The sequence below is a fragment of the Saccharopolyspora sp. NPDC045839 genome (assembly GCF_056431645.1).
In genome coordinates, this window is the sequence record NZ_JBWKKH010000005.1 from 249,134 (window position 1) to 274,690 (window position 25,557).

The 25,557-nt window shown below is 72.4% G+C and carries 25 protein-coding genes; 5 read left to right on the forward strand and 20 right to left on the reverse strand.

Annotation, left to right across the window (positions count from 1 at the left end; genetic code table 11):
* Positions 1-42: 42 nt before the first annotated feature.
* On the forward strand, positions 43-852 hold the full coding sequence (locus tag AC07EQ_RS10025; protein WP_478387647.1) for an SAM-dependent methyltransferase: 810 nt from the start codon (positions 43-45) through the stop codon (positions 850-852).
* On the opposite strand, the gene AC07EQ_RS10030 is transcribed toward AC07EQ_RS10025, so the two are convergent.
* The 5 genes from AC07EQ_RS10030 to AC07EQ_RS10050 all read right to left on the reverse strand — a co-directional run bounded on the left by AC07EQ_RS10030 (position 853) and on the right by AC07EQ_RS10050 (position 6,635).
* Positions 853-2,424 carry an N-acyl-D-amino-acid deacylase family protein gene (locus AC07EQ_RS10030; protein WP_478387648.1) on the reverse strand — a complete coding sequence of 524 codons (1,572 nt, stop codon included), beginning with the start codon at positions 2,422-2,424 and terminating at the stop codon, positions 853-855.
* 317 nt (positions 2,425-2,741) lie between these two features.
* Positions 2,742-4,067 (reverse strand): Na+/H+ antiporter NhaC family protein, encoded by a 1,326-nt coding sequence (locus tag AC07EQ_RS10035; protein ID WP_478387649.1) that lies wholly within the window; start codon positions 4,065-4,067, stop codon positions 2,742-2,744.
* Entirely contained in the window at positions 4,064-5,182 is a 1,119-nt protein-coding gene (gene menC / locus AC07EQ_RS10040; protein ID WP_478387650.1) for an o-succinylbenzoate synthase, read from the reverse strand. Before menC ends, AC07EQ_RS10035 begins: the two co-directional genes overlap by 4 nt.
* On the reverse strand, positions 5,179-5,853 hold the full coding sequence (locus AC07EQ_RS10045; protein WP_478387651.1) for a MurR/RpiR family transcriptional regulator: 675 nt from the start codon (positions 5,851-5,853) through the stop codon (positions 5,179-5,181). Before AC07EQ_RS10045 ends, menC begins: the two co-directional genes overlap by 4 nt.
* A complete protein-coding gene (locus tag AC07EQ_RS10050) occupies positions 5,850-6,635 on the reverse strand; it encodes a hypothetical protein (protein WP_478387652.1) in 786 nt (261 codons plus the stop codon). Before AC07EQ_RS10050 ends, AC07EQ_RS10045 begins: the two co-directional genes overlap by 4 nt.
* Before the next feature lie 140 nt (positions 6,636-6,775).
* Between AC07EQ_RS10050 and AC07EQ_RS10055 the strand changes: the two genes are divergently transcribed.
* On the forward strand, positions 6,776-7,909 hold the full coding sequence (locus AC07EQ_RS10055) for a M20/M25/M40 family metallo-hydrolase (RefSeq protein ID WP_478387653.1): 1,134 nt from the start codon (positions 6,776-6,778) through the stop codon (positions 7,907-7,909).
* Positions 7,910-8,330: 421 nt separating this feature from the next.
* On the opposite strand, the gene AC07EQ_RS10060 is transcribed toward AC07EQ_RS10055, so the two are convergent.
* The 7 genes from AC07EQ_RS10060 to AC07EQ_RS10090 are packed head-to-tail and all read right to left on the reverse strand — an operon-like array spanning position 8,331 to position 15,929.
* Positions 8,331-9,107, reverse strand: coding sequence for an SDR family NAD(P)-dependent oxidoreductase (locus AC07EQ_RS10060; RefSeq protein WP_478387654.1), 777 nt, complete (start codon positions 9,105-9,107; stop codon positions 8,331-8,333).
* Positions 9,104-10,078, reverse strand: a complete 975-nt coding sequence (locus tag AC07EQ_RS10065; protein ID WP_478387655.1) for a DUF4432 family protein — start codon at positions 10,076-10,078, stop codon at positions 9,104-9,106. The genes AC07EQ_RS10060 and AC07EQ_RS10065 overlap by 4 nt, the downstream gene beginning before the upstream one ends.
* On the reverse strand, positions 10,068-10,850 hold the full coding sequence (locus AC07EQ_RS10070; RefSeq protein ID WP_478387656.1) for an enoyl-CoA hydratase/isomerase family protein: 783 nt from the start codon (positions 10,848-10,850) through the stop codon (positions 10,068-10,070). Before AC07EQ_RS10070 ends, AC07EQ_RS10065 begins: the two co-directional genes overlap by 11 nt.
* Positions 10,847-12,025, reverse strand: coding sequence for a CaiB/BaiF CoA transferase family protein (locus AC07EQ_RS10075; protein WP_478387657.1), 1,179 nt, complete (start codon positions 12,023-12,025; stop codon positions 10,847-10,849). Before AC07EQ_RS10075 ends, AC07EQ_RS10070 begins: the two co-directional genes overlap by 4 nt.
* A 30-nt stretch (positions 12,026-12,055) precedes the next feature.
* Positions 12,056-13,441: a class I adenylate-forming enzyme family protein gene (locus tag AC07EQ_RS10080; RefSeq protein ID WP_478387658.1), complete on the reverse strand. Its 1,386-nt coding sequence runs from the start codon at positions 13,439-13,441 to the stop codon at positions 12,056-12,058.
* A complete protein-coding gene (locus AC07EQ_RS10085; RefSeq protein ID WP_478387659.1) occupies positions 13,438-14,565 on the reverse strand; it encodes an ABC transporter substrate-binding protein in 1,128 nt (375 codons plus the stop codon). The genes AC07EQ_RS10080 and AC07EQ_RS10085 overlap by 4 nt, the downstream gene beginning before the upstream one ends.
* A complete protein-coding gene (locus AC07EQ_RS10090; RefSeq protein WP_478387660.1) occupies positions 14,562-15,929 on the reverse strand; it encodes a sugar porter family MFS transporter in 1,368 nt (455 codons plus the stop codon). The genes AC07EQ_RS10085 and AC07EQ_RS10090 overlap by 4 nt, the downstream gene beginning before the upstream one ends.
* Positions 15,930-15,997: 68 nt before the next feature.
* Between AC07EQ_RS10090 and AC07EQ_RS10095 the strand changes: the two genes are divergently transcribed.
* Positions 15,998-17,059, forward strand: a complete 1,062-nt coding sequence (locus tag AC07EQ_RS10095; RefSeq protein WP_478387661.1) for a LacI family DNA-binding transcriptional regulator — start codon at positions 15,998-16,000, stop codon at positions 17,057-17,059.
* 101 nt (positions 17,060-17,160) lie between these two features.
* Here the strand turns inward: AC07EQ_RS10095 and AC07EQ_RS10100 are convergent, their stop codons facing one another.
* Positions 17,161-17,283 carry a hypothetical protein gene (locus AC07EQ_RS10100; RefSeq protein WP_478387662.1) on the reverse strand — a complete coding sequence of 41 codons (123 nt, stop codon included), beginning with the start codon at positions 17,281-17,283 and terminating at the stop codon, positions 17,161-17,163.
* A 143-nt stretch (positions 17,284-17,426) separates the two neighbouring features.
* Here AC07EQ_RS10100 and AC07EQ_RS10105 point away from each other — a divergent pair, with 143 nt between their 5' ends.
* Positions 17,427-18,623, forward strand: a complete 1,197-nt coding sequence (locus tag AC07EQ_RS10105; protein ID WP_478387663.1) for a cytochrome P450 — start codon at positions 17,427-17,429, stop codon at positions 18,621-18,623.
* Here the strand turns inward: AC07EQ_RS10105 and AC07EQ_RS10110 are convergent.
* The 6 genes from AC07EQ_RS10110 to AC07EQ_RS10135 form a co-directional block, all read right to left on the reverse strand.
* Positions 18,601-19,485 (reverse strand): NAD-dependent epimerase/dehydratase family protein, encoded by an 885-nt coding sequence (locus AC07EQ_RS10110; protein WP_478387664.1) that lies wholly within the window; start codon positions 19,483-19,485, stop codon positions 18,601-18,603. The genes AC07EQ_RS10105 and AC07EQ_RS10110 overlap by 23 nt on opposite strands.
* Positions 19,482-20,984, reverse strand: a complete 1,503-nt coding sequence (locus AC07EQ_RS10115; RefSeq protein ID WP_478387665.1) for a class I adenylate-forming enzyme family protein — start codon at positions 20,982-20,984, stop codon at positions 19,482-19,484. The genes AC07EQ_RS10110 and AC07EQ_RS10115 overlap by 4 nt, the downstream gene beginning before the upstream one ends.
* A complete protein-coding gene (locus tag AC07EQ_RS10120) occupies positions 20,977-22,128 on the reverse strand; it encodes a cytochrome P450 (RefSeq protein WP_478387666.1) in 1,152 nt (383 codons plus the stop codon). Before AC07EQ_RS10120 ends, AC07EQ_RS10115 begins: the two co-directional genes overlap by 8 nt.
* Positions 22,125-22,871, reverse strand: coding sequence for a glycosyltransferase family 2 protein (locus AC07EQ_RS10125; RefSeq protein ID WP_478387667.1), 747 nt, complete (start codon positions 22,869-22,871; stop codon positions 22,125-22,127). The genes AC07EQ_RS10120 and AC07EQ_RS10125 overlap by 4 nt, the downstream gene beginning before the upstream one ends.
* Entirely contained in the window at positions 22,868-23,866 is a 999-nt protein-coding gene (locus tag AC07EQ_RS10130; protein ID WP_478387668.1) for a 3-oxoacyl-ACP synthase III family protein, read from the reverse strand. The genes AC07EQ_RS10125 and AC07EQ_RS10130 overlap by 4 nt, the downstream gene beginning before the upstream one ends.
* A gap of 66 nt (positions 23,867-23,932) precedes the next feature.
* Entirely contained in the window at positions 23,933-24,100 is a 168-nt protein-coding gene (locus AC07EQ_RS10135; RefSeq protein ID WP_478387669.1) for a hypothetical protein, read from the reverse strand.
* 87 nt (positions 24,101-24,187) lie between these two features.
* On the opposite strand from AC07EQ_RS10135, the gene AC07EQ_RS10140 reads away from it, so the two are divergent.
* Positions 24,188-24,916 (forward strand): FadR/GntR family transcriptional regulator, encoded by a 729-nt coding sequence (locus AC07EQ_RS10140; RefSeq protein ID WP_478387670.1) that lies wholly within the window; start codon positions 24,188-24,190, stop codon positions 24,914-24,916.
* 226 nt (positions 24,917-25,142) lie between these two features.
* Here AC07EQ_RS10140 and AC07EQ_RS10145 read toward each other — a convergent pair whose 3' ends face one another.
* A complete protein-coding gene (locus AC07EQ_RS10145; protein ID WP_478387671.1) occupies positions 25,143-25,436 on the reverse strand; it encodes a hypothetical protein in 294 nt (97 codons plus the stop codon).
* Positions 25,437-25,557 lie beyond the last annotated feature (121 nt).

Genomic DNA, 25,557 nt, shown 5'->3' on the forward strand with positions numbered 1-25,557 from the left:
GCTGGGTGGCGGGTGGCGCCACCCAGCCGTGAGGAGGACCGGATGCCGCAGACGCCGACCGAGCCGGAGAGCATCGATCTCGAGAAGCCCAACGCGGCCCGGGTCTACGACTACTACCTCGGCGGCAACCACAACTTCGCGATCGACCGCCAGATGGCCGAGGAGGCCATCCGGATGTGGCCGGAGCTGCCGCTGATCATGCAGGCCAACCGCGCCTTCCTGCGGCGGGCCGTGCAGCACTGCGCGGACCAGGGCATCCGCCAGTTCCTCGACCTCGGATCGGGCATCCCGACGGTCGGCAACGTGCACGAGGTCGCCCAGCAGGCGGCGCCGGACGCCCGCGTGGTCTACGTGGACACCGATCCGGTCGCGGTGGCCTACAGCAAGAACCTGCTGCGGGACAACCCGAACGCCTCGATCATCCGCGCGGACCTGCGCGACCCGGACGCGGTGCTCGGCTCCCCCGAGGTCGCCGACCTGCTCGACCTCAGCCGGCCGGTGGCGCTGATGATGGTCGCGGTGCTGCACTTCGTCGGCGACGAGGCCCGGCCGTACGAGATCGTCGCCAGGTACCGGGACGCGCTCGCGCCCGGCAGCTTCCTGGTCATCTCGCACGCCGCCCCGGAGGGCCGGCCCGACGTGGCGTCGTCCCACGCCGACCTCTACCGCCAGCGCACGGCGACCCCGATGACCATGCGCCCCAGGGCGGACGTCAAGGCGTTCTTCGAGGGCTTCGAGCTGCTGGAGCCGGGCGTGGTGCCGCTGCCGCTGTGGCGCCCGGCGGCCAAGGCGGACGTCGACGAACACCCGGAGCGCTTCACCGGCCTCGCCGGGGTCGGCCGCAAGCCCTGATCACGCCGGCGCCAGCACCGCTCCGCCGCGACGGCCGGTCGCGCCGCCGTCGAGCAGCGCCGGCACGCCGTTGACCAGCACCGTCGAGCATCCCGTCGCCAGTCGCCAGGGCTGCTCGAAGGTCGAATTGTCGATGATCGCGCCAGGATCGAACACGGCGATGTCGGCGGCCTTGCCCGCCGCCAGCACGCCCCGGTCGGTCAGCCGGGCGCGGGAGGCGGGCAGGGCGGTCATCTTCCGCACCGCTTCCTCGATGGGCAGCACCCCGCGCTCGCGCACGTAGCGCCCGAGCACCCGCGCGTACGTGCCGAAGCTGCGCGGGTGCGGACGGCCGTCGCCCTGCTCGGACAGGGTCCAGCCGTCGCTGGCCACCGACACCCACGGGTGCCGGAGCACCGTTTCGACATCCGCCTCGCTCATCGCGTGGTTCACGATCGCCACGTTCGCCGCGTGCTCCTCCAGCACCCGCAGCGCCGCCTCGGCGGGATCGGTGCCCGCTCGGCGGCCGATCTCCGCGATCGACAACCCCATGTGCGGGCTTTCGGCGCCGATCGGCAGGTCGGCGATGATCACGCCTTCCGGATCGATGTCGCGGCCGAACCTCGCGCGCAGCTCGGCGGCGATGCGCTCGCGGACGGCGGCGTCGGCGAGCCGCGCCAGGAGCGCGTCCTTGCCGCCGTCGACCGCCCACGCCGACAGCCGGGACACCAGCGAGGTGCTGGAGGCGGTGTACGGGTAGACGTCGGCGGCGACGTCCACTCCCCGCTCGCGTGCCGCGTCGATGAGCGCGAGGGCTTCGACGACCTTGCCGTGGTTCTCCGGCCCCATCGCCTTGAGGTGCGAGATCTCCAGCCGCGCACCGGAAAGCTCCGCGGCCTCGATCGCTTCGCGCACCGCGTCGAGCAACGTCGCCGCCTCGTTGCGCATGTGCGTCGAGTACAGCAGGCCGGCCGATGCCGCCGCGGCGACCAGCGCGCGCACCTCGGCGGCGTCGGCGAACACCCCCGGCGCGTAGATCAGGCCGGTGGAGAAGCCCACGACTCCTTGCTGCGCGGCGGTTTTCACCAGCGCGCACATCCGCGCCAGCTCGTCTTGGTCGGGTGCGCGGTCGACGTCTCCGAGCACCGCGAGGCGCACCGCGTTGTGCCCGACCTGGAGGCCGACGTTCAGGGCCGCGCCGTCGACGGTCTCGCGGAAACCGGCCGCGTCGCGCCAGTTCCAGCTCAGCGCGCGGTCGTCGATGATGCTCGCCCGGCGGATCAGGTTCGGATCGGTGAACGGGAAGGGCGAGTGCCCGCAGTTGCCGGTGATCAGCGTCGTGACGCCCTGGTGGATCTGCGTGGCGGCGCCGGGATGTCCTTCGAGGGTGTAGTCGGCGTGCGAGTGCAGGTCGATGAAGCCCGGCGCGACGACCTGCCCGGTGGCGTCGATCTCCCGCTCCCCGGCCAGCTTCTCGGTGCTGACCTCGGCGATCCGGCCGCCGACGACGCCCACGTTGCCGCGCCGTCGCGGCGCGCCGGTCCCGTCGACGACGTCGCCGCCGTTGATCACGATGTCGAACAAATTGGGCACCTGTTCCTTCTCGTTCTTCCGCGAGCCGTGAGTCTTTCGGGGTTTCGAGTCAACGGCCTGTTCACCTCGCTAGACGGCGCGAACGGTCCGTTCGCTCAATCCGGCGCATGTGGCGAACGGACCGTTTGTTCCGATAGGCGGCGCGAACAGGCCGTTCACTCCTCCCCCTCGCCAGCAGGCCGCACGGCTCCGGGCTGGCTGAGGAGGTGCTCATCAGGTCTCGAAGAACAGGATCGCGGCGTACAGCAGGCAGCACGGCACGAGCAGCGCGAAGCCGGTCAGCAGCGTGTTCTTCAGGTTGGTGGAACGCGCCAGGCTCATCGCGCTGACATGTTGGCGTTGGGGAACGGCCCGTAGGTGTCCGCCTTGGACGCGAACAGCAGCACCACGACCCAGGCGCCGGTGGTGACCCCGACGCCGGCCGCGAGCTCGCCGAAGACCTTGTCCAGCAACACCACCTGCGCGGCGGTGGCGCCGGGCACGCCGACCCAGCCGAGCGCGGCGATCACCAGCGCGAACACGAACGGCGGCAGGCCCTGCAGGTCGGCGCCGTAGGTGTCGAGGACGACCTGGAACGGCTGCAGCTCGTCGATCGCGGCGAACAGCACCGCCAGCAGCCAGAACAGCAGGAACACGTTCACCAGCCGCGCCGCGCCCCGGTACATCTGGGTAGCGATCTCCACCGGTCCGAGCCCGCCGGCCAGCCCGGCCACGATGCCCAGCACCGGCAGCGCGAGCAGCGGAAACGTGGTGCCCGCGCCCGAGACGATCGCGTACGCGACGCTGGCGACCAGGACGATGCCGAACGCCGCGGTCGCACGGCCGCTGCCGCGCATCGGCTTCTCGTCGGTGGCGCCGAGATCGGCCGCGTCGTACTCGTCGCCGGTGCCCTCGGTGCGCCGCTGCATCCACGGCACGATCAGCAACCCGGCGACCAGCGACAGCACCGCCAGCGGCCCCGCCCCGTACAGCAGGTACTGCAGGTAGCCGACCTCGGCCGCGCTCATGATGGCGACGTTGGAACCGGCGAACGGCGCGAGCGCGAGGCCCGCGCAGCCGCCGATGAACATCATCGAGGCGGTCGCGGAGCGGGTGAAGCCGAGCCGGGCGACGATCGGCAGCAGCAGCGGAGCGGCGATGGCCAGCGCACCGGCGAGGGTGCCGAGGCTGGCGACGAGGATGAGGCAGGAGATCATCACGCCGAGCGTCGCGGCGGTGCGGCCGCGGTCGCCGACCGCGCGCATCACGCCGCGCACGATGGTCGCCGCGATGCCGGTGGTGCGCAGGATCTCGCCGACCCCGGCGCCGAGCATGATCACCAGGCCGATCACGGTGACCTGCTCGCCGAGCGATTCGCCGAGCAGCTCGCCGACCGCGGCGGGCGTCGGCAGCATGATCAGCAGCGCGGAGATCACCGCCACGACGGTCGCCACGATGATGTCCATGCCGACGAGCGCGAGCACCGCGTAGAGCACGATCGGCACCAGCCCCCACAACGTCGGTGCCTGGGCGAACGGTCCGACGGCCGCGGACAGCACGAGTCCGGCGATGGCGCTGCAGGTGATGGTCAGGGACCGGGCTCGGGATCGTCCGGCGGGGGCGTCCGCGCCCGGCGAGGCGTCGGCACTGTCCACATTGCTCATGAGGACTGCTTTCTGTGGGTCTGGTGGCTGTGCTGGGCGATGAAGTCCTCGTCGACCTCGACGCCGAGCCCCGGGGTGGTGGGCACGGCGACGGCCCCGTGCTGCGCGACCAGCGGCGGGAACACCACGTCGCGGGCGTAGTACTTGTCGGACGCCGAAACGTCCGATGGCAGCGTGAAACCGGGCAGGCTGGACAGCGCGACGTTGGCGATGCGGCCGATGCCGAACTCGTGCATCCCGCCGCACCACACCGGCCAGCCCGCGTCGCGGGCCAGGTCGTGCGCGGCGACCGCAGTGGTCAGCCCGCCCATCCGGGACGCCTTGATGTTGAGGATGCGCCCGGCCCGCAGTGCGATCGCGGTGCGCAGATCGTCCAGGGTGTCGACGGATTCGTCGAGGCAGACGGGGGTTTCGATGCTTTCCTGGAGCTGCGCGGACGGCAGCAGCGCGCGCGGCGCGAACGGCTGCTCGATCATGGCCAGCTCGAAGTCGTCCAGCTCTCGCAGCAGCGCCCGGTGTTCCGGGATGTCGAGGTAGGCGCCGTTGGCATCGACGTGCAGGTTCAGCGCCGGGAACGCGGCGCGGACCTGCTTCACCGGCTCGACGTCCCAGCCCGGCGCGATCTTCAGCTTCACCCGCGGATAACCGGCGTCGACCTGCCGCTGCACCTGTTCGAGCAGCTCGTCGATGGTGCGCTCGATGCCCAGCGACACCCCGGCCACCACGGTTTCCCGTTCGCCGCCAAGCGCTTTCGCCAGCGGCACGCCCCGCAACCCGCTCCACAGCGCCCATCCGGCGGCGTCGACGCCGGCGGCGGCGAAGCGGTGCCCGCGCACCTTGCCGTAGAGCTCGCCGAGCCGGCCCGGGTGCTCGACCTCGCGGCCGAGGATGGCGGGCAGCAGGTATTCGGTGGCGATCAGCCAGCTGGTCTCGACGGTGTCGGGCGCGTAGAACGGGTCGGACGGCGAGGCGATCTCGCCCCAGCCCACCGCGCCGGTCTCGTCGGTGAGCCGCACCAGGACGTGCTCCAGGTGGTCCTTGCGGTGCGAGCTGGTCTGGAAGCTGTGCTTCAGCGGAAGCCGAACGCGGTGCAGCGTCGCGCTGTCGATCTTCACGGGTTCTCCGATTCGGGGTTGTCGGCCTCGTCCAGGTAGATGTCCAGGGAGCGGGAGAAGCGGTCCCGCTCGCCGAGGCGGCGCTGGGCGCCCTTGGCGCTCGCGGTGGTCAGGGTGGCCAGCACGTGCGCGACGGCGGCGACGGCGGTCGGCGAGTCCGAATAGGACGCGCTCTCGGTGGGCACGACGATCACCGCGTCGGCGACGGCGGACAGCGGCGCGTCCTCGGCGTCGGTGACCACCACCAGTTCGCCGCCGGCGGCGGCGAACTGGCGGGCCACCTCGACGCTTTCGCGGCGGTAGCGGCGCAGCGAGAAGACGACCAGCACGTCGCTGGAGCGCACCTCGGTCAGCACGTCGATGGCCTGCACGATCCGGCCGTCGATGGTGGTCACGTTCGACAGCGAGGCACCCAGGTCGGCGGCCAGCAGGCACGCGTAGCCGAAGGACTTGCCCGCGCCCAGGATGAACCGGCGGCGGGCGCCGACCACCAGCGCGGCGGCCCGCTCCACCGATCCGTCGTGGCCGATCGACGCCATCGCCGCGTCCAGCGAGCGGATCTCCTGCTCGATGACGCGCTGTTGCAGGACGGCCGCCGAGCGGCGCTGCACCCGCGCGTCGAAGCGCTGGCGGGGGCTGGCGAGGTCGCGGTTGGCGTTGCGGGCGGTCACGTTCGGCTCCGATCGTCGGTCGGTGGGGCGAACCAGTAAACCGAGGTCTCCGCCGAGACCTGGCGGCAGGACCGGGCGACGAGCCCCCGCGCCAGGAACTCGTGGAAACCCGCGCGAACCGCGGCACGCACCTCGGCGTCCTCGGCCGGGCCCAGCAGCGTCGGATCGGTCGGCAACGCGAGCCAGCCGTGCGCACCCCGCTGCTGCCGGCGGCCCCAGTCGGCGCGGGTAGTGGGCCGGTTCGGGCCGGTCGTGGCGGCCGGGGTGGGCGGCCGTTCGAGATCCCACTCGACGACCACCCGGTCCGAGCGCTCGTGCAGATAGAAGTCGTCGACGTACCAGCGTCCGAGCGCACCGAGGACGTCCAGGTTGAAGTGCGCGTTGCGGGAGATCAGCGGGTCGTAGGACCAGCGCATGAAGCGCATGCCGGTGTCGCGCGCGACGGCCGCCTGCGCCAGCTTCAGCCTGCGGCCCAGCCCGAGGCCCTGGCTCTCCGGCGCGACGACCGCTGCCTGCGAGTAGTGGTACATGCCTTCTTCGTCACCGCCTCGCATCCCGTAGGCGAAGCCGAGCAAGGTGCCGTCGGCGGCGACGGCACCGACGGCGGAGCCGCCGTTGCGCAGCAGCCCGGTCAGCAGCGGCGGGCTCAGCCCGACGTCGGGATTCTGGTAGCCGAAGACGCGCCGGTACAGCGCGGCGGCCTGCCGCTGCAGCTCGGCGGTGTCCAGGTTCTGCACGACGAAGTCGCCGGCCAGGACAGCCGATTCCGGTCCGCGCCCCACGACTCCTCCTCGCCCGGCGCATCGGGATGAACACCCGCTGCAACCGAACATATGAAACGTAACCCGGACAACATGAGCCGCTAAATCCGTTTTGTCAACAGGGTTGTCTCGACAGGGTTCGGGTTATACGTTCCGTATCTGTGACTGATGCGTTGATCGATGCCCGGCCCGCCGACGCCGCGCGGATGCGCGACCGGCTGCACCGCTACGTCCGGCTGGAGACGCCGAGCGGGCAGGCGCCCGCGCTCGACGCCCTGCTCGACCTGCTGGAGCAGCGCTACGCCGAGCTCGGCGCCCGCACCGAACGACGCGCGCACGCCACCGGCGCGAACCTGCTCGCGCACTTCCCCGGCACCGGCGGCAGGCAGGGCGAACGGCCGATCCTGTGCCTGGGCCACCACGACACGGTGTGGCCCGCCGGCACGCTCGATGGCGCGGTGCCGTGGCTGGAGCGCGACGGCCGGATCCACGGGCCGGGCGTCTACGACATGAAGGGCGGGCTCGTCGTCTTCGAAACCGCCCTGGAGATGCTCGCCCGGGCCGACCACCGGCCGATCACGATGATCGTGGTGGCCGACGAGGAGGTCGGGTCGCCATCGGCGCGCGAGCTGATCGCCGAGCACTGCGCGAACGCGGTGGCGGCGCTCGGCTTCGAGCCGCCGCACCCGGATGGCGCGGTGAAGACCGCCCGCTGGGGCAGCACCCGCGCGCGCATCAGCGTCACCGGCCGGGAAGCGCACGCGGCGCTGGCACCGGAGGACGGCGCGTCGGCGATCGAGGAGCTGATCGACCAGTTGCTGGCCGTGCGCCGGATCGCGGCGGCGCACCCGGACATGCTGTGCAACGTCGGCACGATCGCCGGCGGCGGCCGGACCAACGTGGTCCCGGGAGAGGCGTGGTGCGAGATCGGCATGCGCTTCACCGACACCACGACCGAGCGGGCCGTGCTGGCGGCCCTGCGCGACCTGAGCCCGATCCGCCCCGGCACCACCGTCGCCGCCGACATCCTCACCAGCCGTCCGGTGTGGACGGACCCGGGGCCCGGCGAACTCGCCGGGGCGCTGGCCCGCGCGGCACGAGCGGTCGGGCAGGAGGCCTCGGGCCGCCCGGCCTCGGGGGCGGCGGACACCAACCTGACGGGCTCCCTCGGCGTTCCCAGCCTCGACGGCCTCGGCCCGGTCGGTCGCGGCGCCCACGCCCCGGACGAGCAGATCGTCGCGGCCTCCCTACCCGAGCGAGCGGCCCTCGTGGCCTCACTGCTCACCCACCTGTGACCTGCGGGGTTCCGCAATTTCAATGGAAATCGAAGGTCCGATTTCCATTGAAATTGCGGAAGTTGTCCACAACCTCCGGCATGTCGTGGCCCGACACACCGGAGGACCGCAATTTCCATTGAGCGTTTTTCATCCTGGTCGGCCCGCAGCCGCGGGTCGCAAAACCGCACGTCGATGGGTGTCGCATGCGCCGCAGGTGCATAGCCCACCTACGGCACCGGCACCGCCGCGGGTTCTCAGCGTTCGCCTGGCGAGGACGGCCCCTCCGCCGTGTATTGGGCATACATCAGGAGGGGCACCCACAGTCCAGGCGAACGCTGAGGTTCCGCTACCCGCACCGCCACCCAAAACGAGGTTGAAAAAACCTCAATGGAAATTGCGGAGCCGGAGACCCGCACGTCCGCAGTAGGACGGCGCCGCTTCAGACGGCGAGGCGGGCCGTGAGGCCGCCGTCGACGAGGAGGGTCGTGCCGGTGATCGCGCTGGCCTCCGGGGACGCCAGGAAGGCGATCGCCGCGGCCACCTCCGCCGGCTCGATCACCCGGCCGATCAGGTGCTGGGCGCCCCACTCCGCGAACGCCCGCTCCGTGTCGCCGCCGGCGAACTGGCGGGCGCTGTCCTCCAGCATCGCCGTGCGCACCGAGCCCGGCGCCACGCAATTGACCCGGATGCCGTCCGGGCCGTGGTCGATCGCCAGCGTCTTCGTCAGCGCCACCAGCCCCGCCTTGCTCGCCGAGTAGCCGGCCACCAGCGGCTGGCTCGCGAACGCCTGCGCCGAGGAGACCGACACGATCGCTCCGCCACCGCGCGTGCGCATCACCGGGATCACGTGCTTGGCCAACAGGAACAGGCCCCGGACGTTGGTCTCCACGACCGCGTCCCAGTCGGCTTCCGGGGAGTCCACCACCTGGCCGTACTTCACGATTCCCGCGCTCTGCACGAGCACGTCGATCCCGCCGAGCCCGTCGGCCACCGCGCGCACCGCCGACTCCACCGAGCCCGCGTCGCGGATGTCGCACGCCACCGCCGTCGCGGTGCCGCCGGCGGCGGTGATCTCCTCCGCCACCCGGGCCGCCGCGCCGCCGTCGAGGTCGGTCACGCCGACCGCCGCGCCGCGCTCGGCCAGCAGGCGCGCCGTCGCCGCGCCGATTCCGCTGCCCGCGCCCGAAACCAGCGCGGCCTTGCCGTGGAACGTCATCGGTCGTCTCCTTCGAACGTGATCCGGCCGGTCAGGTCCATGCCGGTGACCGGGCGGGGGTCGTGGTGCACCGCCAGGCACACCTCGGTGGACACCGACGCGCGCGGGCCGATCTCGACGAGGTTCCCGCCGCTCGCCTTCGCGTGCTCGACGCCGCCCGCCGGGATCGTCGAGGCGGGCTCGGCCGCGAAGACGTATTCCGTTCGGTACCAGGGCAATCCGGGTGTCGCGTGGCCCTCGAACCACAGCCAGGCGTTCGGCAGCACGTCGCCGTTCCACGCCATGGCCACGCCGAGGTCGCCGTCGGCGCTGGTGATCGACACCCAGTGCTCGGTGAAATCCCCGAAGTAGGCGAGCGCGGCTTGTCCCGGGCCACCGGGTGGCAGCGTCGAGAGCGCCGGGACGGGCCACGAGAGCGTCGCGCCGGGCTCCATGCCGGACGTCGGATCGACCGTGAGCTTCCGCGCGCCCGACGCGATCCGCGTCCCCGGCGTCACCAGGGGCGATCCGAAGGCCGGGTGGTGCACGATCGCCACCGAAACCGGGTCGGGGCTTTCGTTGCGGAACTCGTCCACCACCCGCAGGACCGATGCGGCCAGCTCGACGCGGCGGCGGATCCGCAGCGGCGCCTGGCTCAACCGCACCGAGAGCACCGCGGAGTCCGAAGTGGACTCCTCGACCTGCCAGCGCAGCAGGCACGCCTCGCCGTGGAATCCCCAGGTGCCGCCCGCGACGTCCGACGCGTCGCCTGCGTTGGGGCACAGCAGCTGCCAACCGCCCTGGTACAGCGCCTGCCAGGACTGGCGGGATTCCGGTGCCCACGGCCCGGGCTGGGCCGAATCCGCCCACGGCGTGCGGTAGAGCAGCTGCGCGCCGGAGCGGGCATCGGTCAGCGCGGCGATGTCCGCGCCCCGGTCTGGCGTCAACCGCACCGCCAGGTGGTCGTTTCGCAGTTCGAGGTCAGTGGCCACCGAACACCGCCGATCGCTTCTCCAGGAACGCCGCTACGCCTTCCCGTGCATCATCGGTGGTGTAGAGCCAGGACAACACCTGCTGTTCGCGGGTCAGCGCGGCGGCCAGCCCGGTCTCCAGCCCGTCGTCGACCAGCCGCTTGCCCTCCCGCACCGCCAGCGGCGCCTGCCCGGCGAGCGTCGTCGCGAGCTCGACCGCGCGCGGGACCAGCTCGTCCGGCTCCACCAGCGCCGTGAGCAACCCGAGGCGTTGCGCCTCGTCGGGCTTCATCCGGCGACCGGTGAGCACGAGTTCCTTCGTGACGCGCGCCCCGACCGCCCGGGCCAGCCGCACCGTGCCGCCCCCACCGGGCAGCAGGCCGAGCGACACCTCCGGCAGGCCGAACCGGGCCGCGGTGGAGGCGACGATGAAGTCGCAGCACAGCGCCACCTCGAAGCCGCCGCCGAGCGCGTAGCCGTTGACCGCTGCGATCGTCGGCTGCGGCAGCGCGGCGAGCTGGTCGAACACACCGCGCGAGAGCTTCTGGTAGTCGTCGAAGGCGGTGCGGCCGACGCCGGAGTACTCGTTGATGTCCGCCCCGGCGATGAACCCGCGCCCGGTGCCGGTGAGCACCAGCACCCGCACCTCGTCGTCCGAGCGCAGGCGCACGAGGTACTCCCCCAACGCCTCGACCATGCCGCGCGACAGCGCGCCGAGCGCGCTTTCCCGGTCGATGCGCAGCACGGCGACGCCGTCCTGCCGCGTTTCCACCAGGTTCTCGTGCACCTTCATGCCACGGCTCCGTCCGCGCGCAGCCGCTCGATCTGCTCGGCGCTGAGCACCTCGCCGAGGACGTCGCTGGTGTGCTCCCCCACCACCGGCGGCGCGTAGCGCAACTGCCACGGCGTCTCCGACAGCCGGATCGGGCAGCCGATCAGCTCGATGTCCCCGGCCGTAGCGTGCCGGGCGCGCACGATCAGGTCCGAGCCGTCCGCCCGCAGCTCGTCCACCGCCTCCTTCGTGCTGCGCACCCGCGCGCACCACACGCCCGCCGGCAGCAGCGCGTCCAGCCAGTCCTTCGTGGGGTACTGCGCGGTGCGGGCTTCCAGGATCCGCTTGACCTCGTCGCGGTCCGCCCAGGCGTCCAGCTCCGCGACCTGCGGCGCGCCGAACAGCGGGCCGACCACGTCCAGCGGCGCCATCGCAACGGCCAGCCAGCCGTCCGCGGTTCGGTAGATCCCGAACGGCGCGTCCAGCCACGCCTGGCCGACGCCTTCGGTCGACCGGGAGAACTCCGCGCCCTGGTTGACCATCGACGAGATCTCCTGGCACTGCAAGGAGATCGCCGTCGAGTACAGGTCCACCTCGACGCGCTGGCCGACGCCGTGGCGCAGCCGGGCCACCAGGGCGGCGAGAATGCCGTTGGCCAGGTTCAGCGCGGTGGCCGCGTCCACGATCGCGGTGCCGGCCGGGGCCGGCGGGTCGCCCGCCCGGCCGCCGTTGGCGGCGAGCCCGGACATCGACTGGATCAACAGGTCCTGGCCGGGCCGGTTCTCCCTGGCGTAGCGGGTGTCCTGGCCCCAGCCGGAGCCGGAGCAGTAGATGATGTCCGGCTTCACGCGGCGGAAGTCCTCGAAGCCGAGGCCGCGGCGGGCCAGCACGCCGGGCCGGAAGTTCTCCACCACCACATCGCAGGTCTTGCCGATCTCCAGCAGCGCCTCGCGCACCGCTTCGGAGCGCAGGTCCACCGCCACCGACCGCTTGTTGCGGTTCATCGCCAGGAACGCCGCCGAGTCGCCGCCGACGAGCTCGCCCTGCATGTGCAGGCCGCGCTCCCACTCGCCGTCGAGGCGCTCGACCTTGATGACGTCGGCGCCGAGGTCGGCCAGCAGCTGGGTGCCGTAGGGGCCGAGCATCATCTGGGTGAAGTCGAGGACGCGGATCCCCTGCAATGCCTGCTCCGGCATGACTTTCGCACCTGCCTTTCGGTTTCGGGGTCAGCTGAAGGCGGCGCGGAGCCGCTTGCGGTCGGGCTTGCCGGTGCTGGTCTGCGGCAGCTCGGGCAGGAACACGACGCGCCGGGGTTTCTTGTACCCGGCGATCCGCCGCGCGCAAGCCCGCCGAACGTCCTCTTCGGACACTTCGCTGCCGGGCCTGCGGACGACGGCGGCGGAAACGGCCTCGCCCCAGCGCGCGTCCGGCACGCCGAGCACGGCGACCTCGGCGACGCCGTCCAGCGCGGCGATGGCCTGCTCGACCTCCGCCGGGTGGACGTTGAAGCCGCCGGTCACGATCAGTTCGCTGCGCCGCCCGGCCAGGTGGACGCGTCCGGCGGCGTCGAGGTGGCCGAGGTCGCCGGTGCGGAACCAGCCGTCCCGCAGCGGCTCGCCGCCCCAGTAGCCGGGCATGATCTGCGGCCCGCGAACGGCGATCTCACCATCCACGATGAACAGCTCCACCGAGTCGACCGGTCGCCCGATGGAGGAGAGCACCCGCGGGTCACCGGTGGCGTGGTCGGCCGCGGAGAGCACGGTCAGGGGCGCGAGCGCTTCGCTCAGCCCGTAGAACTGGTACAGCACCGCCCCGAACGCCTGCTGCGCGCGGCGCATCGCCGGGACCGAGATCGGGGCCGCGCCGTAGACGACGGCGCGCAGGCTCGTCGGCCGGTCGATGACCTCGGCGAGCCGTTCGAGCATGGTCGGCACGAGCGTCACGGCGGTCACCCGGTGCCGCTCGACTACCTCGACCGCCTCGACGGCGTCGAACCTGGTCAGCGGCACCGCCGCCGCGCCCGCCAGGGTGTAGGCGGAGCCGACGGAGCCGCCGAAGTGGCTCATCGGCGCGACGTGCAGCACGACGTCGTCCGGCCCGATCGGCGGCAGCTCCTGCCACATCGCCGCCACCATCGCGACCCACGCGCCGCTGGTCACCCGCGCGCCCTTGGGCCGTCCCGTGCTGCCCGAGGTGTACATCAGCGCGGCGAGCTCGTCCGGGTCGCGGCGCGGCTCGAAGTCGTCGGCCGGGCCGGCGAACAGCTCCGCGACCGGCGCGATCACCCGGCGCCCCGGCACGTCGAGCTCGGTCACGATCGCGGCGGCAGCGCAGTCGTCGGCGATCGCGGCGATCTCGGCCGGGTGCAACCGGGTGCTCACCGCGACGCGCACGAATCCGCCCAGCCACAGCGCGTGTTCCAGCGCCAGCACCTCCGGACGGTTGTCCAGCGCGATCAGCACCCGGTCGCCCGGCCGCAGGCCGAGCCGCCGAAACGCCGTCGCCGCGGCCCGGGCCTGCGCGCCCAGGTCGCCGAAGGTCAGCGCGCCGACGGCAGGGCGCACGGCGAAGGTCCGGTGCGCGGTGGCGACCAGCTCGGCGAGCGTCGTCACGGCTCCAGCTCCGAATATGTCGCCGCGCAGACCTCGTTGAACCGGCGCACGATCTCCCCGGCCGTCGTCCCGCGCCGGACCAGTGGGTGGATCTCCTCGGACGCCCGGCGGTGCACCACGGGGTAGGCGATGTGCCGGGGCCGCACGAAGGCCCGGTCCAGCGTCCGCAGCGTCGCGGAGTAGAACCCACCCGACGCCGCGTCCACCGCCGGATCGGTCCACGCCGCCCGGTTGCCCGGCTGGCCGCCGGCCGCCGCGTACTCGCCGCGCTGGCACTCCGGGCTGACGACGTGCGACAGGAACCGTGCCGCCGCAACGGGTTCCGCGCACTTCGCCGAGATCGCCAGGCCGACGCCGCCGAGCAGGGATCCGGCCGGCGCACCGTCCGGCGACGGGATGTCGGCGAAGCGGACCGCGTGGTCGCGCGCGTAGTTCACGTAGCCGAACACCATCGGCGAATAGGCCACGTCGCCGGCGGACATCGCGGTCAGCGCCTCGATCGGGTCGAGGTCCAGCGACCGCGCGTCGACCAGCGCCAGCAGGCCCAGCAGCCGCTCGGCCGCGGGCACCGCCACTTCCGGGTCGAGCCCGGCCCGGTCCAACCAGCCGCTCCCCCCGATCTGCGAGCACAGCGTCAGCAGGCTGCAGAGCAGGTGCGTCGGGTTCGCCGGAAGCACCACCTGGTGCCGGGGCAGCTCGTTCAGGCAGGCCGTCACGTCCTCCCAGGACGCCGGCACCGCGTCGAGCATCTCCGGACGGTAGGCCGAAACCTGGGCCGCAGCGTCCATGGCCACCGCCCACTGGCTGCCCGCCCAGGTGTAGCTCGCGAAGCTCGGGCCGGTGCTGTTCTCCCGCTGCTGCGGCAGGAACGGCTCCGGAAGCAGTTCTTCCAGCGGCATCAAGGCGGCATTGGCGTGCGCCTGCCCGACGTACGGGTGGTCCATCGCGATCAGGTCGTAGCGGGCGGCCAGCTCGACGATCGGCACGTCCTCGAACTCCCGCAGCGACCGCGAATCCCAGCTGATCCGCACCCCGGGATGCCGCCGCTCGTACGCGGCCGAAACCTCCCGCAGGCAGCCGACGCCGCGCTGGTGGCCCCACGCCATGCCGTGCAACACCGTCATCGAGCGGCCTCCTCGCGAGCCTCGGAGATCTCCTCCAGCGAACGCCCCTTCGTCTCCGGCACCAGCCGCGCGCAGAACACCGTCGCCGCCGCGCAGACCACCGCGAAGATCCAGAACGTGGCGGTGGCCCCGGCGCCCTCGATGAGCAGCGGGAAGGCCAGCGCCACCACGAAGTTCGCCAGCCAGTGCGCCATCGTGGCCATGCCGACCGCCGCACCGCGCACCTTCAGCGGGTAGATCTCGGCGATCAGCACCCACAGGATCGCGCCGACGCCGAAGGCGAAGCAGCCGATGTAGGCGGCCATGCAGACCAGCGCGAACCAGCCGACCAGGCCGCTCTGGCTCGGCATCAGGTAGACCAGGCCGAGCGCGGCCATGCTCACGCCCATCCCGGCGAACGCGCCGATCACCATCGGCCGCCGCCCGAGCCGGTCGATCAGCAGCATCGCGACCACGGTCATCAGCACGTTGATCAGCCCGACGCCGACCTGCGCGAGGATCGACCCGGACGCGCCGAAGCCGGAGGTCTCCAGCACCGACGGCGCGAAGTAGATGATCGTGTTCACGCCGGCGATCTGCGAGAACACCGCCAGCCCGACGCCCACCACCAGCATCGGCCGCAGCGCCGGGTCGCGCAGCACGCCGCGCGCCGAGCGGTTCTGCCGGTCGCGTTCGTCGGCGGCGGCGATCTCGGCGAGCTCGGCGGCGACGCCGGCCTTGCCGTGGATGGACCGCAGCACCTCCTCGGCCCGCCCGGGAAACCCGCGGCTGACGAGGTTGCGCGGCGTCTCCGGCAGCACCACCATCCCGGCGGCCAGCAGCACGGCGGGCACGACGGCCAGCCCGAGCATCCACCGCCAGCCCTCGACGGGCGCGAACAGGTATCCGACGGCGTAGGACACCACGATGCCGACGGTGATCATCAGCTGGTTGCTGTTGACCAGCGCGCCGCGCCGGTCGGCGGGCACCATCTCGGCGATGTAGAGCGGGACGACCGCGGAGGCCGGGCCGATGGCCAGGCCGAGCACGAAGCGGCCGACCACCAGGGCGGTCGCGTCCGGGGCGAGTCCGGCGATCAGGGCACCGGCGGCGAAGATGCCCGCGGTGGCCAGCAGGACGGTCCGCCGCCCGAACCGGTCGGCCAGCCGCCCGGACACCAGCGCGCCGATGGTCGCGCCCACCAGCAGCGAGCTGACCACCACGCCCTCCATCAGGGCGGACAGGCCGAACTCGGTGCGGATGAACAGCAGCCCACCGGAGATGACCCCGGTGTCGTAGCCGAACAACAAGCCGCCGATCGCGGCCACCGCCGCGACGGTGCCGACGGATCTCGACCGCGCGGCGGGATCGTTCGAGGACCTCATCGTCCCGATCTCCTCAGGGCGCCGGAATGATCGGTAAATCGTTTTACCATGCCGGTATGCTTACCTCCGTGTCCGAGAGCTGTCAACCCGCCGATCCGCCGACACCGGCCACCGGCCGGGCCAAGATGAGCGACGTGGCCCGGATCGCCGGCGTCAGCCAGGCGGTGGTCTCACGCCTGCTGCGCGGCGACGAAACGCTGCGGATCAGGGAGGAGACGCGCAACCGCGTCCTGGAGGTGGCGGCGCAGCTGCGGTACACCCCCAACGAGGTCGCGCGGGCGCTGCGCCGCGCCGAGTCGGGCATCCTCGGGATGGCGGTGCACGACACCAGCAACCCGGTGTACAGCGAGATCATGGCGGGCGCGCAGGAGGAGGCCAGCGCCTCCGGCTACGCCCTGCTGCTCGCGGACGCCGACGAACTGGCCCGCAGCGACCGCACCTTCGAGCGCATCGTGCGGGGCAACCGCATCGATGGCCTCCTCCTGCAGCGCGGCAGCAGCACGGCGGACGAGACGATCGCCAAGATCGCGGCCACCCGGCTCCCGCTGCTGCTGGTCAACGACCGCACGCGCGGCGAGATCGGCAGCGTGGCGCTGGACGACGACGACGCGACGTACCTCGCGACGCGGCACCTGGTCGAGCTCGGGCACACCGCGATCGCGCATCTCAAGCTGGGCAACCCGAAGGCCCGCTCCGAAGCGCGCACGCGAGGCTGGCGGCGAGCGCTGCACGAAGCCGGACTACCGGACGGCCCGCAGCTGCGAGGCGGCCACACGCCCGAGGAGGGCGCGGCGGCGCTGCCCCGCCTGCTGGCCGGCGGAACCGCGCCGACGGGCGTCGTGGTGAGCAACGTGCTGGCGGCTGTGGGCGCCATGACGGCGGCGCGCGAAGCGGGCCTGCGAATCCCGGAAGATCTGTCCATTGTGGCCGTGCACGACGTGTTCTTCGCCCGGCACCTGTCGCCGCCGCTGACGGTGGTCCGGCTCCCGCTGCGCGAACTGGGCCGCCGCTCGGTGGCGGCGATCCTCCGCCAGCTCGAAGGAGCCCCGGCCCGCCACGAGATCATCACGGAACTGGCCCCGGAACTCATCGTCCGAGGCTCCACCGCCCCGAGGAGGAAACAACGATGATCCAGCGCTGGAGCCCGGAAGGCGTGGCCCCGGCAGCAATCCCGGCGCACTGACCGATACCGAACCACGGGCGTTGCCCCCGGTGGAGTGCGCCCCGGCAGTCAGCGGTCCCGATCTCGGCGGCGTTGGAGCTTCTTCGGGATCAGCACGCAAACACCGATCACGACTGCGAGCGCGAGTCCGTCCCTGGCGAGGATGAGCAGCATCCAAATCGGGTTGTCCACGCTGCCGGAGTGTTCCACACATGATCACGAGGGTGGTCCGGAACGGCAGTCCAGCGAGGCACCGGGATCCCGATCCGGGGTCGTGAGTGGTTTGGGCCGCTTTGGCGGACCAAAGTGCTCACGACTCTGCGATAGTCGGGCGTGTGATCGATTTGCTCGGCCATCGGGATCCCGCTCAGCGGCATGAGGCTCGGCTGCTCTGGGCCAGCCGCCCTGCTCTCTACCTGCTGCTCCGGCTCTCCTCTCTGGGCGGGCCGATCCGGCGGGTGCCCCGGCTCGGTTGGGTGGTCAACGACCCCGTCGTCGCTCGCCGGATCCTCAACGACGGTGCGCACTTCACGTTGCTCGGCGAGGGCGGCGTCGGGCATCTCTGGGCCCAGGTCCTCGGCGACTACGTCTACCGCATCTTCGACGGCCCCGGGCACGCCGATCTTCGCTCGCGGGCTCGCGACCTGTTCACCGACGCCACCGCCCGTCCGCTGGTGCGGCGGGTCTTCGATCCGGCGTTGCAGCCCGCCGTGGAGCGGTTGCGGGCCGGTGAAGTCGTCGATCTCGCCGACCTGTCCCGGGTGCTGGTCGGGCGGATGATGGCCGATCTGCTCGGGCTCGACCCGCCTCCGGAGGACGAGCACTACCGCGCCGTGTTCGGCACCGGGGAGCGGCTGGCGAAGCTGGCCCTGGGCAGCGCCGCGTCGACCGAGCTGCCGCCCGAAGTCGTCGCGCAGGCCAAGCCGATCATCGCCGACCTCACCCGCAACGTGCCCGCGGCGTTCGCCGAGGCTCCCGCCGAGACGCTGCTGGGCCGCTGCCGGGAGCTGGGCCTGTCGCTGGAGGAAACCTCGGGGATCGCCGCGCTGCTCATGGTCGCCGGCACCGAAACGGCCGCCACCGCGATGGCCCGCACCGTCGCGCTGCTGCACGACACCGGCCAGCAGCACCGGCTGCGCGAGTCGCCCGAGCTGCTGCCCGACGCCGTGCGGGAGGGCCTGCGGGTGACCACGCCCGCGCCGCTGATCGGGCGCAACGTCAGCACCGACGTGACCGTGGGCGGGGCCGCGATGCGGGCCGGTGAGCGCGTGATGCTGCTGACCTACGTCGCCAACAACCGGGTCGGGCGCTTCGACATCGACCGGCCCTACGTGCCCGAGACCCGGCAGCTCTGGTTCGGCGCCGGGCGGCATCTCTGCCTCGGCGCCGCGCTGGCCCGCGCGGAGATTTCCCACCTGCTGCAGGCGGTCCTGGACGCCGGGCCGATCCGGGTGGTATCCCGGCGGCCCGCTCGCGGCGTGCTGATCCCGTCCTACGCCGAGCTCGGCATCACCACCGCGCCGCCCCGGTGAACGACGTCGGCTCCGGCCGGTAGCCGAGGTCGCGGCGCGCCGCGGTGATGTCCAGGGTGCGCTCGAACCCGAGGTGGCTCACCGCGTAGCGGCTCAGCTGGGCCAGCCGCGGTGGTCGCCAGGTGTTCTCGGCGATGGCCGCGAGGTTCCAGGCCAGGCGCACCGGGAGGTGACGGATGCGCACCCGGAGGCCGCGCTCGCGGAACATCTCCCGCAGCGCGTCCTCCAGTGCCACCGGCTCGGCGTCGGCGATGTTGTAGGTACCGGGTTTTCCGTTGCAGGACAGCAGAACCGCGTTGGTTAGGTTGTCGATCGACGTCAGCGAATGCAGGGTGCGGCCGTCGCCGACGATCACCAGGTTTCGTCCCCGGATCGCGTCGAGCAGCCGCGGCAGCAGCGTCGTGTCGCCAGGCCCGTACACGGCGTGGGGGCGCAGCACGACGGTGTTGGGCCGGTAGGTGAGCAGGCGTTCGGCCGCGGCCTTGGATTCGCCGTAGGCGTTGAGGTACCGCGCGACCGGCGCCGCCGTCTCGTCGGCATCGGCCGTCGCGGTGAACGGGTCGTAGACGCTCGCGGTCGAGATGTGCACCAGGCGCGCGCCGGGGAAGGTGTCCGCCACGTGCCGCGTACCGTCCACATTGGTCCGCCACATCTCCGCCGACGCCGTCTCGTCGGCGACCGCCGCTGCCGCGTGCACGACCGCGTCGACCTCGGGCGGGTCCGCGAGCGGGCCGCTCGCGATGTCCCAGTGGCGCACGCCCGGCCGCCTGCCGAAGGCGTGCACCTCCCAGCCTTCGGCAACTGCGGCGCGGCACACGGCGGCGCCGACGAATCCGGTCGCGCCGGTCACCGCGATCCTCATCCGGCCACCATCTCCCGCAGCGCGTCCCGGTCCAGCTTCCGGGTCCGCCCGGACACCGGGAGCTCCGGCACCACCACGACCTCGTCCGGCAGCGCCGCCGCATCGATGAGCCGCGGCAGCTCCGCCCGCACCGACTCCGCCAGTCCCGGCCGCGTTCCGGCCACGACGAGCACGATCCGCTCGTCGCCGATCTCGTCCGGCACCCCGATCATCGCCGCGCCCTCGACGCCCGGCAGCGCGGCGATCGACGGCTCGTAGAGCCCGGGGTACACGTTGGTCTTGCCGCGCAGGATCATGTCCTTCTTCCGGCCCACCAGCACGATCGAACCGTTCTCGATGCGCGCCAGGTCGCCCGTCGCGTGCTCGGTCAGCGGCGGCTGCCCGAGGTATCCGCGGCACATGTTCGGCCCGGAGACGAGCAGCTCGCCGTCGTCGGCGACGCGCGCGCGGACCCCGGGCAGCGGCTTGCCGAGCAGGTCGCCGTCGTGCGCGAGCTTCTCCTCTGCAGCGGCCACCGCGATGGGCAGGATCTCGGTCATCCCGTAGATCGCCAGGAACTCGGTGCCGGGAAGCGCGGCCTGGGCCCGGCGCAGCAGCGGCGGCAGCACCGGGGCGGCACCGAGCCACACCTGGCGCAGCGAGCCCGGCAACGCCACGTCCCCGCGTTCGGCGGCGTCGAGCAGCGCGGCCAGATCCGCCGGGACGAAGAAGGTGTGCGTGGCTTCCGAAAGCCCGCTCGCCACCGAGGAAAGGTCCGCGGTGGGCGAGAATCCGAAGCGCGGCATCGTCCAATGTGCACCGGCCACGAGGCTCGGCAACCCGAGCAGGAACTGGTCGGTGTGCACCCGCGCGCCGGGTGCGAGCTCGCAGCGCGTGGCCAGCACCTCCAGGGCAGCACCGAGCGAACCCCGGGTGTGCACAACGGCTTTCGGTTCGCTCGTGGTTCCGGCGGTGAACACCACGACGGCGTCCTGATCCGGCGCGGGAGACCAGCCCGCCCACGGTTCAGTCGGTTTGGCCAGCGCTTTCGCCGACACGGCGCGCAGCGGGACGCCGGGCAGCCACGGCCCGGACCGCACGTGCCGGACCGGCAGCGACGAGTAGTCCGGCAGCAGCACGCCGCGACGCCGGGCCAGCGCCCGGCCGGGGCCGGGCGCGCTCGCCGCGTACAGCAGCGATTCCGCCGCAGCCCACGCGGGCCGGGCAAGGTCGAGCCTGCTGGCGAACAGTTCCGGACCGGAGCCCGGGTCGATGAACACCACGGTGCCGCCCGTCGCCACGGTCCCCAGCGCCAGCACGACGGCCTCCGGCCCGGGGCGGACCGAGAACAACATCCGGTCGCCGGGACGAAAACCCTTGTCGTGCAGTCGATCCGCGGTCGCCGTGACCCGCCGGGACAGGTCCGCGTACGTCAGCGTGCGGCCCGACGGCCCGGTCAGCGCCGGTGCGTCGCCGTACCGCCGGCCGGCGTCGAGGACTTGCGCGAGCAGGTCAGCCACGGCGCACCACCAGGCTCCGGTAGGCGGGGATCAGCACTCGGCGGGCGACCTTCCGGTCCACGACGGCCGCGCCACCCGCGGCGAGCACGGCGTCCAGCACCGTCCGGATCTCCGCGCCGGCCAACGGCATTCCGAGGCAGAAGTGCGGGCCCGCCCCGAACCACAGCCGCTGCACCTCCGGCGGGTGCGGGCGATCGGGATCGAAGCCGCCGAGGCCCTTGGCGGCGGAGATCGTCGCGATCACCACCCGCTCCCCCGGCCGCACCCGCACGTCGCTGATCGTGCGCTCGGCGGCGACGCTGCGCAGCATCACCGGCGACGGCACGGTGAACCGCAGGGCCTCCGACACCACGTCGTCGGTGCGCTCGGGCTCGGCGACCAGGCGGGGCAGCCAGCCGGTGTCGTGCGCCAGGGCGATCAGACGCGGCACGTAGGAAACGAGCGTTTCGGTGCCGGTGAGCACGAAGGCCGCCACCGCGCCCAGCGCCTCCTGCTCGGACAGGCCGAGCTCGCGCATCCGTCCCGGAACCGACTCCGGGTCGCCGTGCGCGTACGTCTCGGCGGCGGGTCCGGTCAGCTCCGACAAGGCCTTCCGCCCGCGCGCCACCTGCGCCGGGGTGAGCCGCGAACGCCCCAGCCGCACCATCGACGTCACCGCCTTCGCCGCGGCGAAGGCCCGGGCGAAGTCCGACCGGTCGGCCCGCAGGCCGACGAGCTCGCAGATCACCGCGCCGGCCAGGTCGCGCACCACGGGCACCAGGTCCACGGCGCGTCCCGCGGCCAGCTCCGCGCGCAGCGCCGCCATCGGCTCCGCCGCCACGCGCGCGCACAGCTGGTCGACGAAGCGCGGCGTGAACAGCCCGGACAGCTTCCGGCGCAGCCGGGCGTGGTCGTCGCCTTCCATGTTCAGCAGCACCGAGGGGCCCACCACCGGCGTCCACAGGTCCGCCGGGGAACCCGGCCCGGTCTTGGTGAAGCCCTCGGTGTCGGTGAGCACCTGGCGGGCCGGCGCGGCTTCGCTGACCACCACGCCGACGCGCGGCACCCGCACCACCGGCCCGATCCGCCCGATGCCGCGCACCAGCGGGTACGCCAGCGGGTGCGCGCCGAGCTGCACCCGCCGCTCCCACCTCGCGGCGGTCACCTGATGTCCACCAGCTCCGGCCGGTAGCGGTGATCCGCGTACCAGGCGAGGGTTTTCAGCAGTCCCCAGGCACGCACCCGCCGCACCGAGCCGCGCACCACGACGTCGCGCCGCAGGCCGTAGTCGGCCGTGAGCAGCCGCACGGCGTTGACCAGGGCGCGGTCCTCGTGCACGTCTTCGATCTTGGTGCGCGGGAATCCGCCGGCCTGCGAGTAGAGCTCGCCGGTGATGGCCATGTTGCAGCCCGGCGCCATCACGTACGGGCCCCGGTAGCGCGGATCGCGGTTGCCGGGCCGGATCTTGCCGAACGCGCCGGCCACCTCGACGGCGCCGACCAGCAGCGACCGCTGCCAGGCGGGCACGCCCTCGTCGGTGCGCGGCAGCAGTTGCCCGGCCACCATGCGCAACCCCGACGCGAACGCCGCGTTGATCCGCCGGGTCCAGTCCGGAGCGGGCAGGCAGTCGGCGTCGGTGCGGGCCAGCCGGACCGCGCCCCGCTCCATCGCGAAGCGCATGCCGGTGTCCGCGGCCGCCCCGGTGCCCTTCTCCGTCTCGTGCACCAGGTGGACCCACGGGCGCGTCCGGCCGAAGTCCGCGACGACGCCCGCCGTCGCGTCCGTCGACCCGTTGTCCACCACGACCAGATCGAAGTCCGAATCCCGTTGCGCGTCAAGCGCTTCCAGCGTCGCGGTGATGCCGGTCGCCTCGTTGTAGGCGGGCACCACCACCCACAGCCCGCTCACAGCCGGATCACCACGATTCCCAGGCTGACCCCGCCGGCCATGCCCACCAGCGCCACCAGATCCCCCGGTCCGCAGCGGCCGAGCTGCTGCGCGACGGTCAGCTGCAGCGGCAGGCTGGCGGAGGCGACGTTGCCGTGCTCGCGGATCGTCACCACCAGCTTGTCGGCGGGCACCCCGGCCCGCTCGGCGAAGACGTCCAGGTACGGCAGGGAAACCTGGTGCACGCACACGACGGCGAAGTCCTGCCAGCCGAGCCCGAGCCGCGCCAGCGTCTCGTCCAGCACGCCGGTGCCCAGCCTCAGGAACGCCGACTTCAGCCGCCCGCCGTCCATCGCGAAGTAGCTGTACTCGGGATCGCGCGGATGCGCCGATCCCCCGCACGGCAGCGTGCCGACGTCCCACTGCGACGAATCGGCGCTGAACCCGCTGCCGAGCACCCCGGCGGGCCCGTCCGTCAGCAGCATCGCGGCGCCCGCGTCGGAGAGCGTGTAGCCGGGGAAGGAGCGCAGGAACGTCCCGATGTCGGGCACGTTCCACCGGATCGCCCGGGACGGCGACTCGCCGCTGACCAGCAGCACCCGCCGGTAGCGGCCCGCGCCGATCAGCGCATCGGCGACCTCGAGGCCGTTGAGCACGCTGTTGCAGGCGTTCTTGACGTCCATCACCGGGCAGCGCAGGCCCAGCTTGGCGGCCACGATGTGCGCGGTGGCGGGCTCGACCATGTCCTGGCTGGCCGAGGCGAACAGCAGCAGGTCGACGTCGTCGGCCGAGGTGCCGGTCTCGGCGAGCAGCTTGCGCGCCGCGGTCGCGGCCAGGTCGGAGGCCTGCTCCTCGTCGCCGAGCACGTGCCGCGACTCGATGCCGGTCAGCCGCCGGATGATCCCGGCCGGTGGCACGAACGCCGCGCTCTCCGCCGCGATCCGCCGCTCCACCTCCGCGGTGCCGACCTCCCGCTCCGGCAGGTGCACGGCAACCCCGGCCAAGTGCGCGCTCATGTAGTTGGTCCTTCCCTAAACCCGGGCGACCGTATAACGCCGGGCACGCATCGCTCCTGAGTAGGGCTACTCAACTCCGTCGAGTGACGCCTCGGCTACCTCGATCAGTTCGCGCTGCTCCCGCCCTACCCGCGCGCGACGTTCGCCGCGGTCGACGTGGCCGGGGCACAACCTCCAGATCGACCAGCCCGAGCTGTTCAACGCGCTGATGTGGAACTGGCTCGACCGCGTCACCGCCGAATCCTGAGCAGGCCCACCGGGGGGATGACACGCCGAACGTAGACTCGTGGCCAGCAATGGTCTCGCGGAGGTGGATGGGGCATGTGGGAGCGGCTGTCGCCGGGGTCGGTCGCCAACCAGGTCGAGCAGCAGATCACGCAGGCGATCGAATCGGGCCGGTACAGCCCGGGCGACCGGCTTCCGCCGGAGCGCGAGTTCGCCGAGCTGCTCGGGGTGAGCCGGCCGACGGTGCGCGAGGCGATCGGCGCGCTGAAGGCCAGGGGCGTGCTGCGGGTCGTGCACGGCCGCGGCGTCTTCATCGCCGAGCCCGAGACCGCCCGGGAACTCCGCGAGGCCCTGGCCACGCAACGGCATTCGATCAGCGAGCTGTTCGCGATGCGCGAGGTGCTCGAAGTCCCCGCCGCGGGCTGGGCCGCCGAGCGGCAGGATGCCGAGGCGCTGCAACGGGTTTCGAGCGTCCTGGAGAGCATGGCCGAGGCCACCGAGCAGGTGCCGCGCGACTTCGAGCGCCTGCAGCAGCTCGACGAGGCGTTCCACCTGGCCATCGTGGAAGCGGCCGGCAACAAGTTCCTGCAGCAGACCCTCGGCGTCCTGCAGCAGATCCTGCACCAGGGCATGCAGACCACGCTGATGGTGCCCGGCAGGGTCGAGGCGGCCCGCGAAGACCACCAGCGGATCCTCGACGCGCTGCTCGCGGGCGATTCCGAAGCGGCCCGCCAAGCCGCCCTGCACCACGTGCACTCAGCCCGCGCGACCGCCATGCAGCGCTTGGAGGAACGCGCCGAGAGCGAAGCGTCGACGGTGTCCTAGCTCGCGAACGGTCACTCGCGACAGGCTTAGGAATGGTTGCAGAATCGGTTTGCGTGGCGGTGCAGGTGGCGGAACCTCAGACGCCTTCTCGCTGTGGGATCCCCGACTTACGTATGACCAATACGCGGCATCGGGGCTGTCCTCGCGAGAAGACGTCTGAGAACCCGCGGCGGTGCCAGCTGAGTCCCACACCGCATGCGGCTGACGCCACATCCCGAAAGGACTCTTAGGGGGCCGGCGGGGCCGCCCGGGCGCGATCCAGCAGGCTGTGCACTCCGGCCACGATGTCGGCGTCGCGATCGGCGAGCCAGGTCAGCATCGCGTGGTCGGCGCTGTCCAGGTCGACGCCGTTGAGCGGGGCGCGCAACAGCGCCAGGTTCACCGCGGTTCTGCGGGACCGGGCGTCCCGCAATCCTTGCACCTCGTCGCGCACCCACGGCCGGTCGGCGACCTGGACCAGTCGACGCCCGCTCGCTCCGGTCAGCCACACATCAAGAGAATTGTTCACGACACCGTCCATGGCAGACTCTCCCGCGCGATTCGATGCGGCCACATTTCCGTGAGTACCACCGCTTCCGGAGGGTTCAAGGGGCGAAAGTCCCGCCGGTCGGGTGCACTCCGGGTCGCGGTGATGCTGCCGC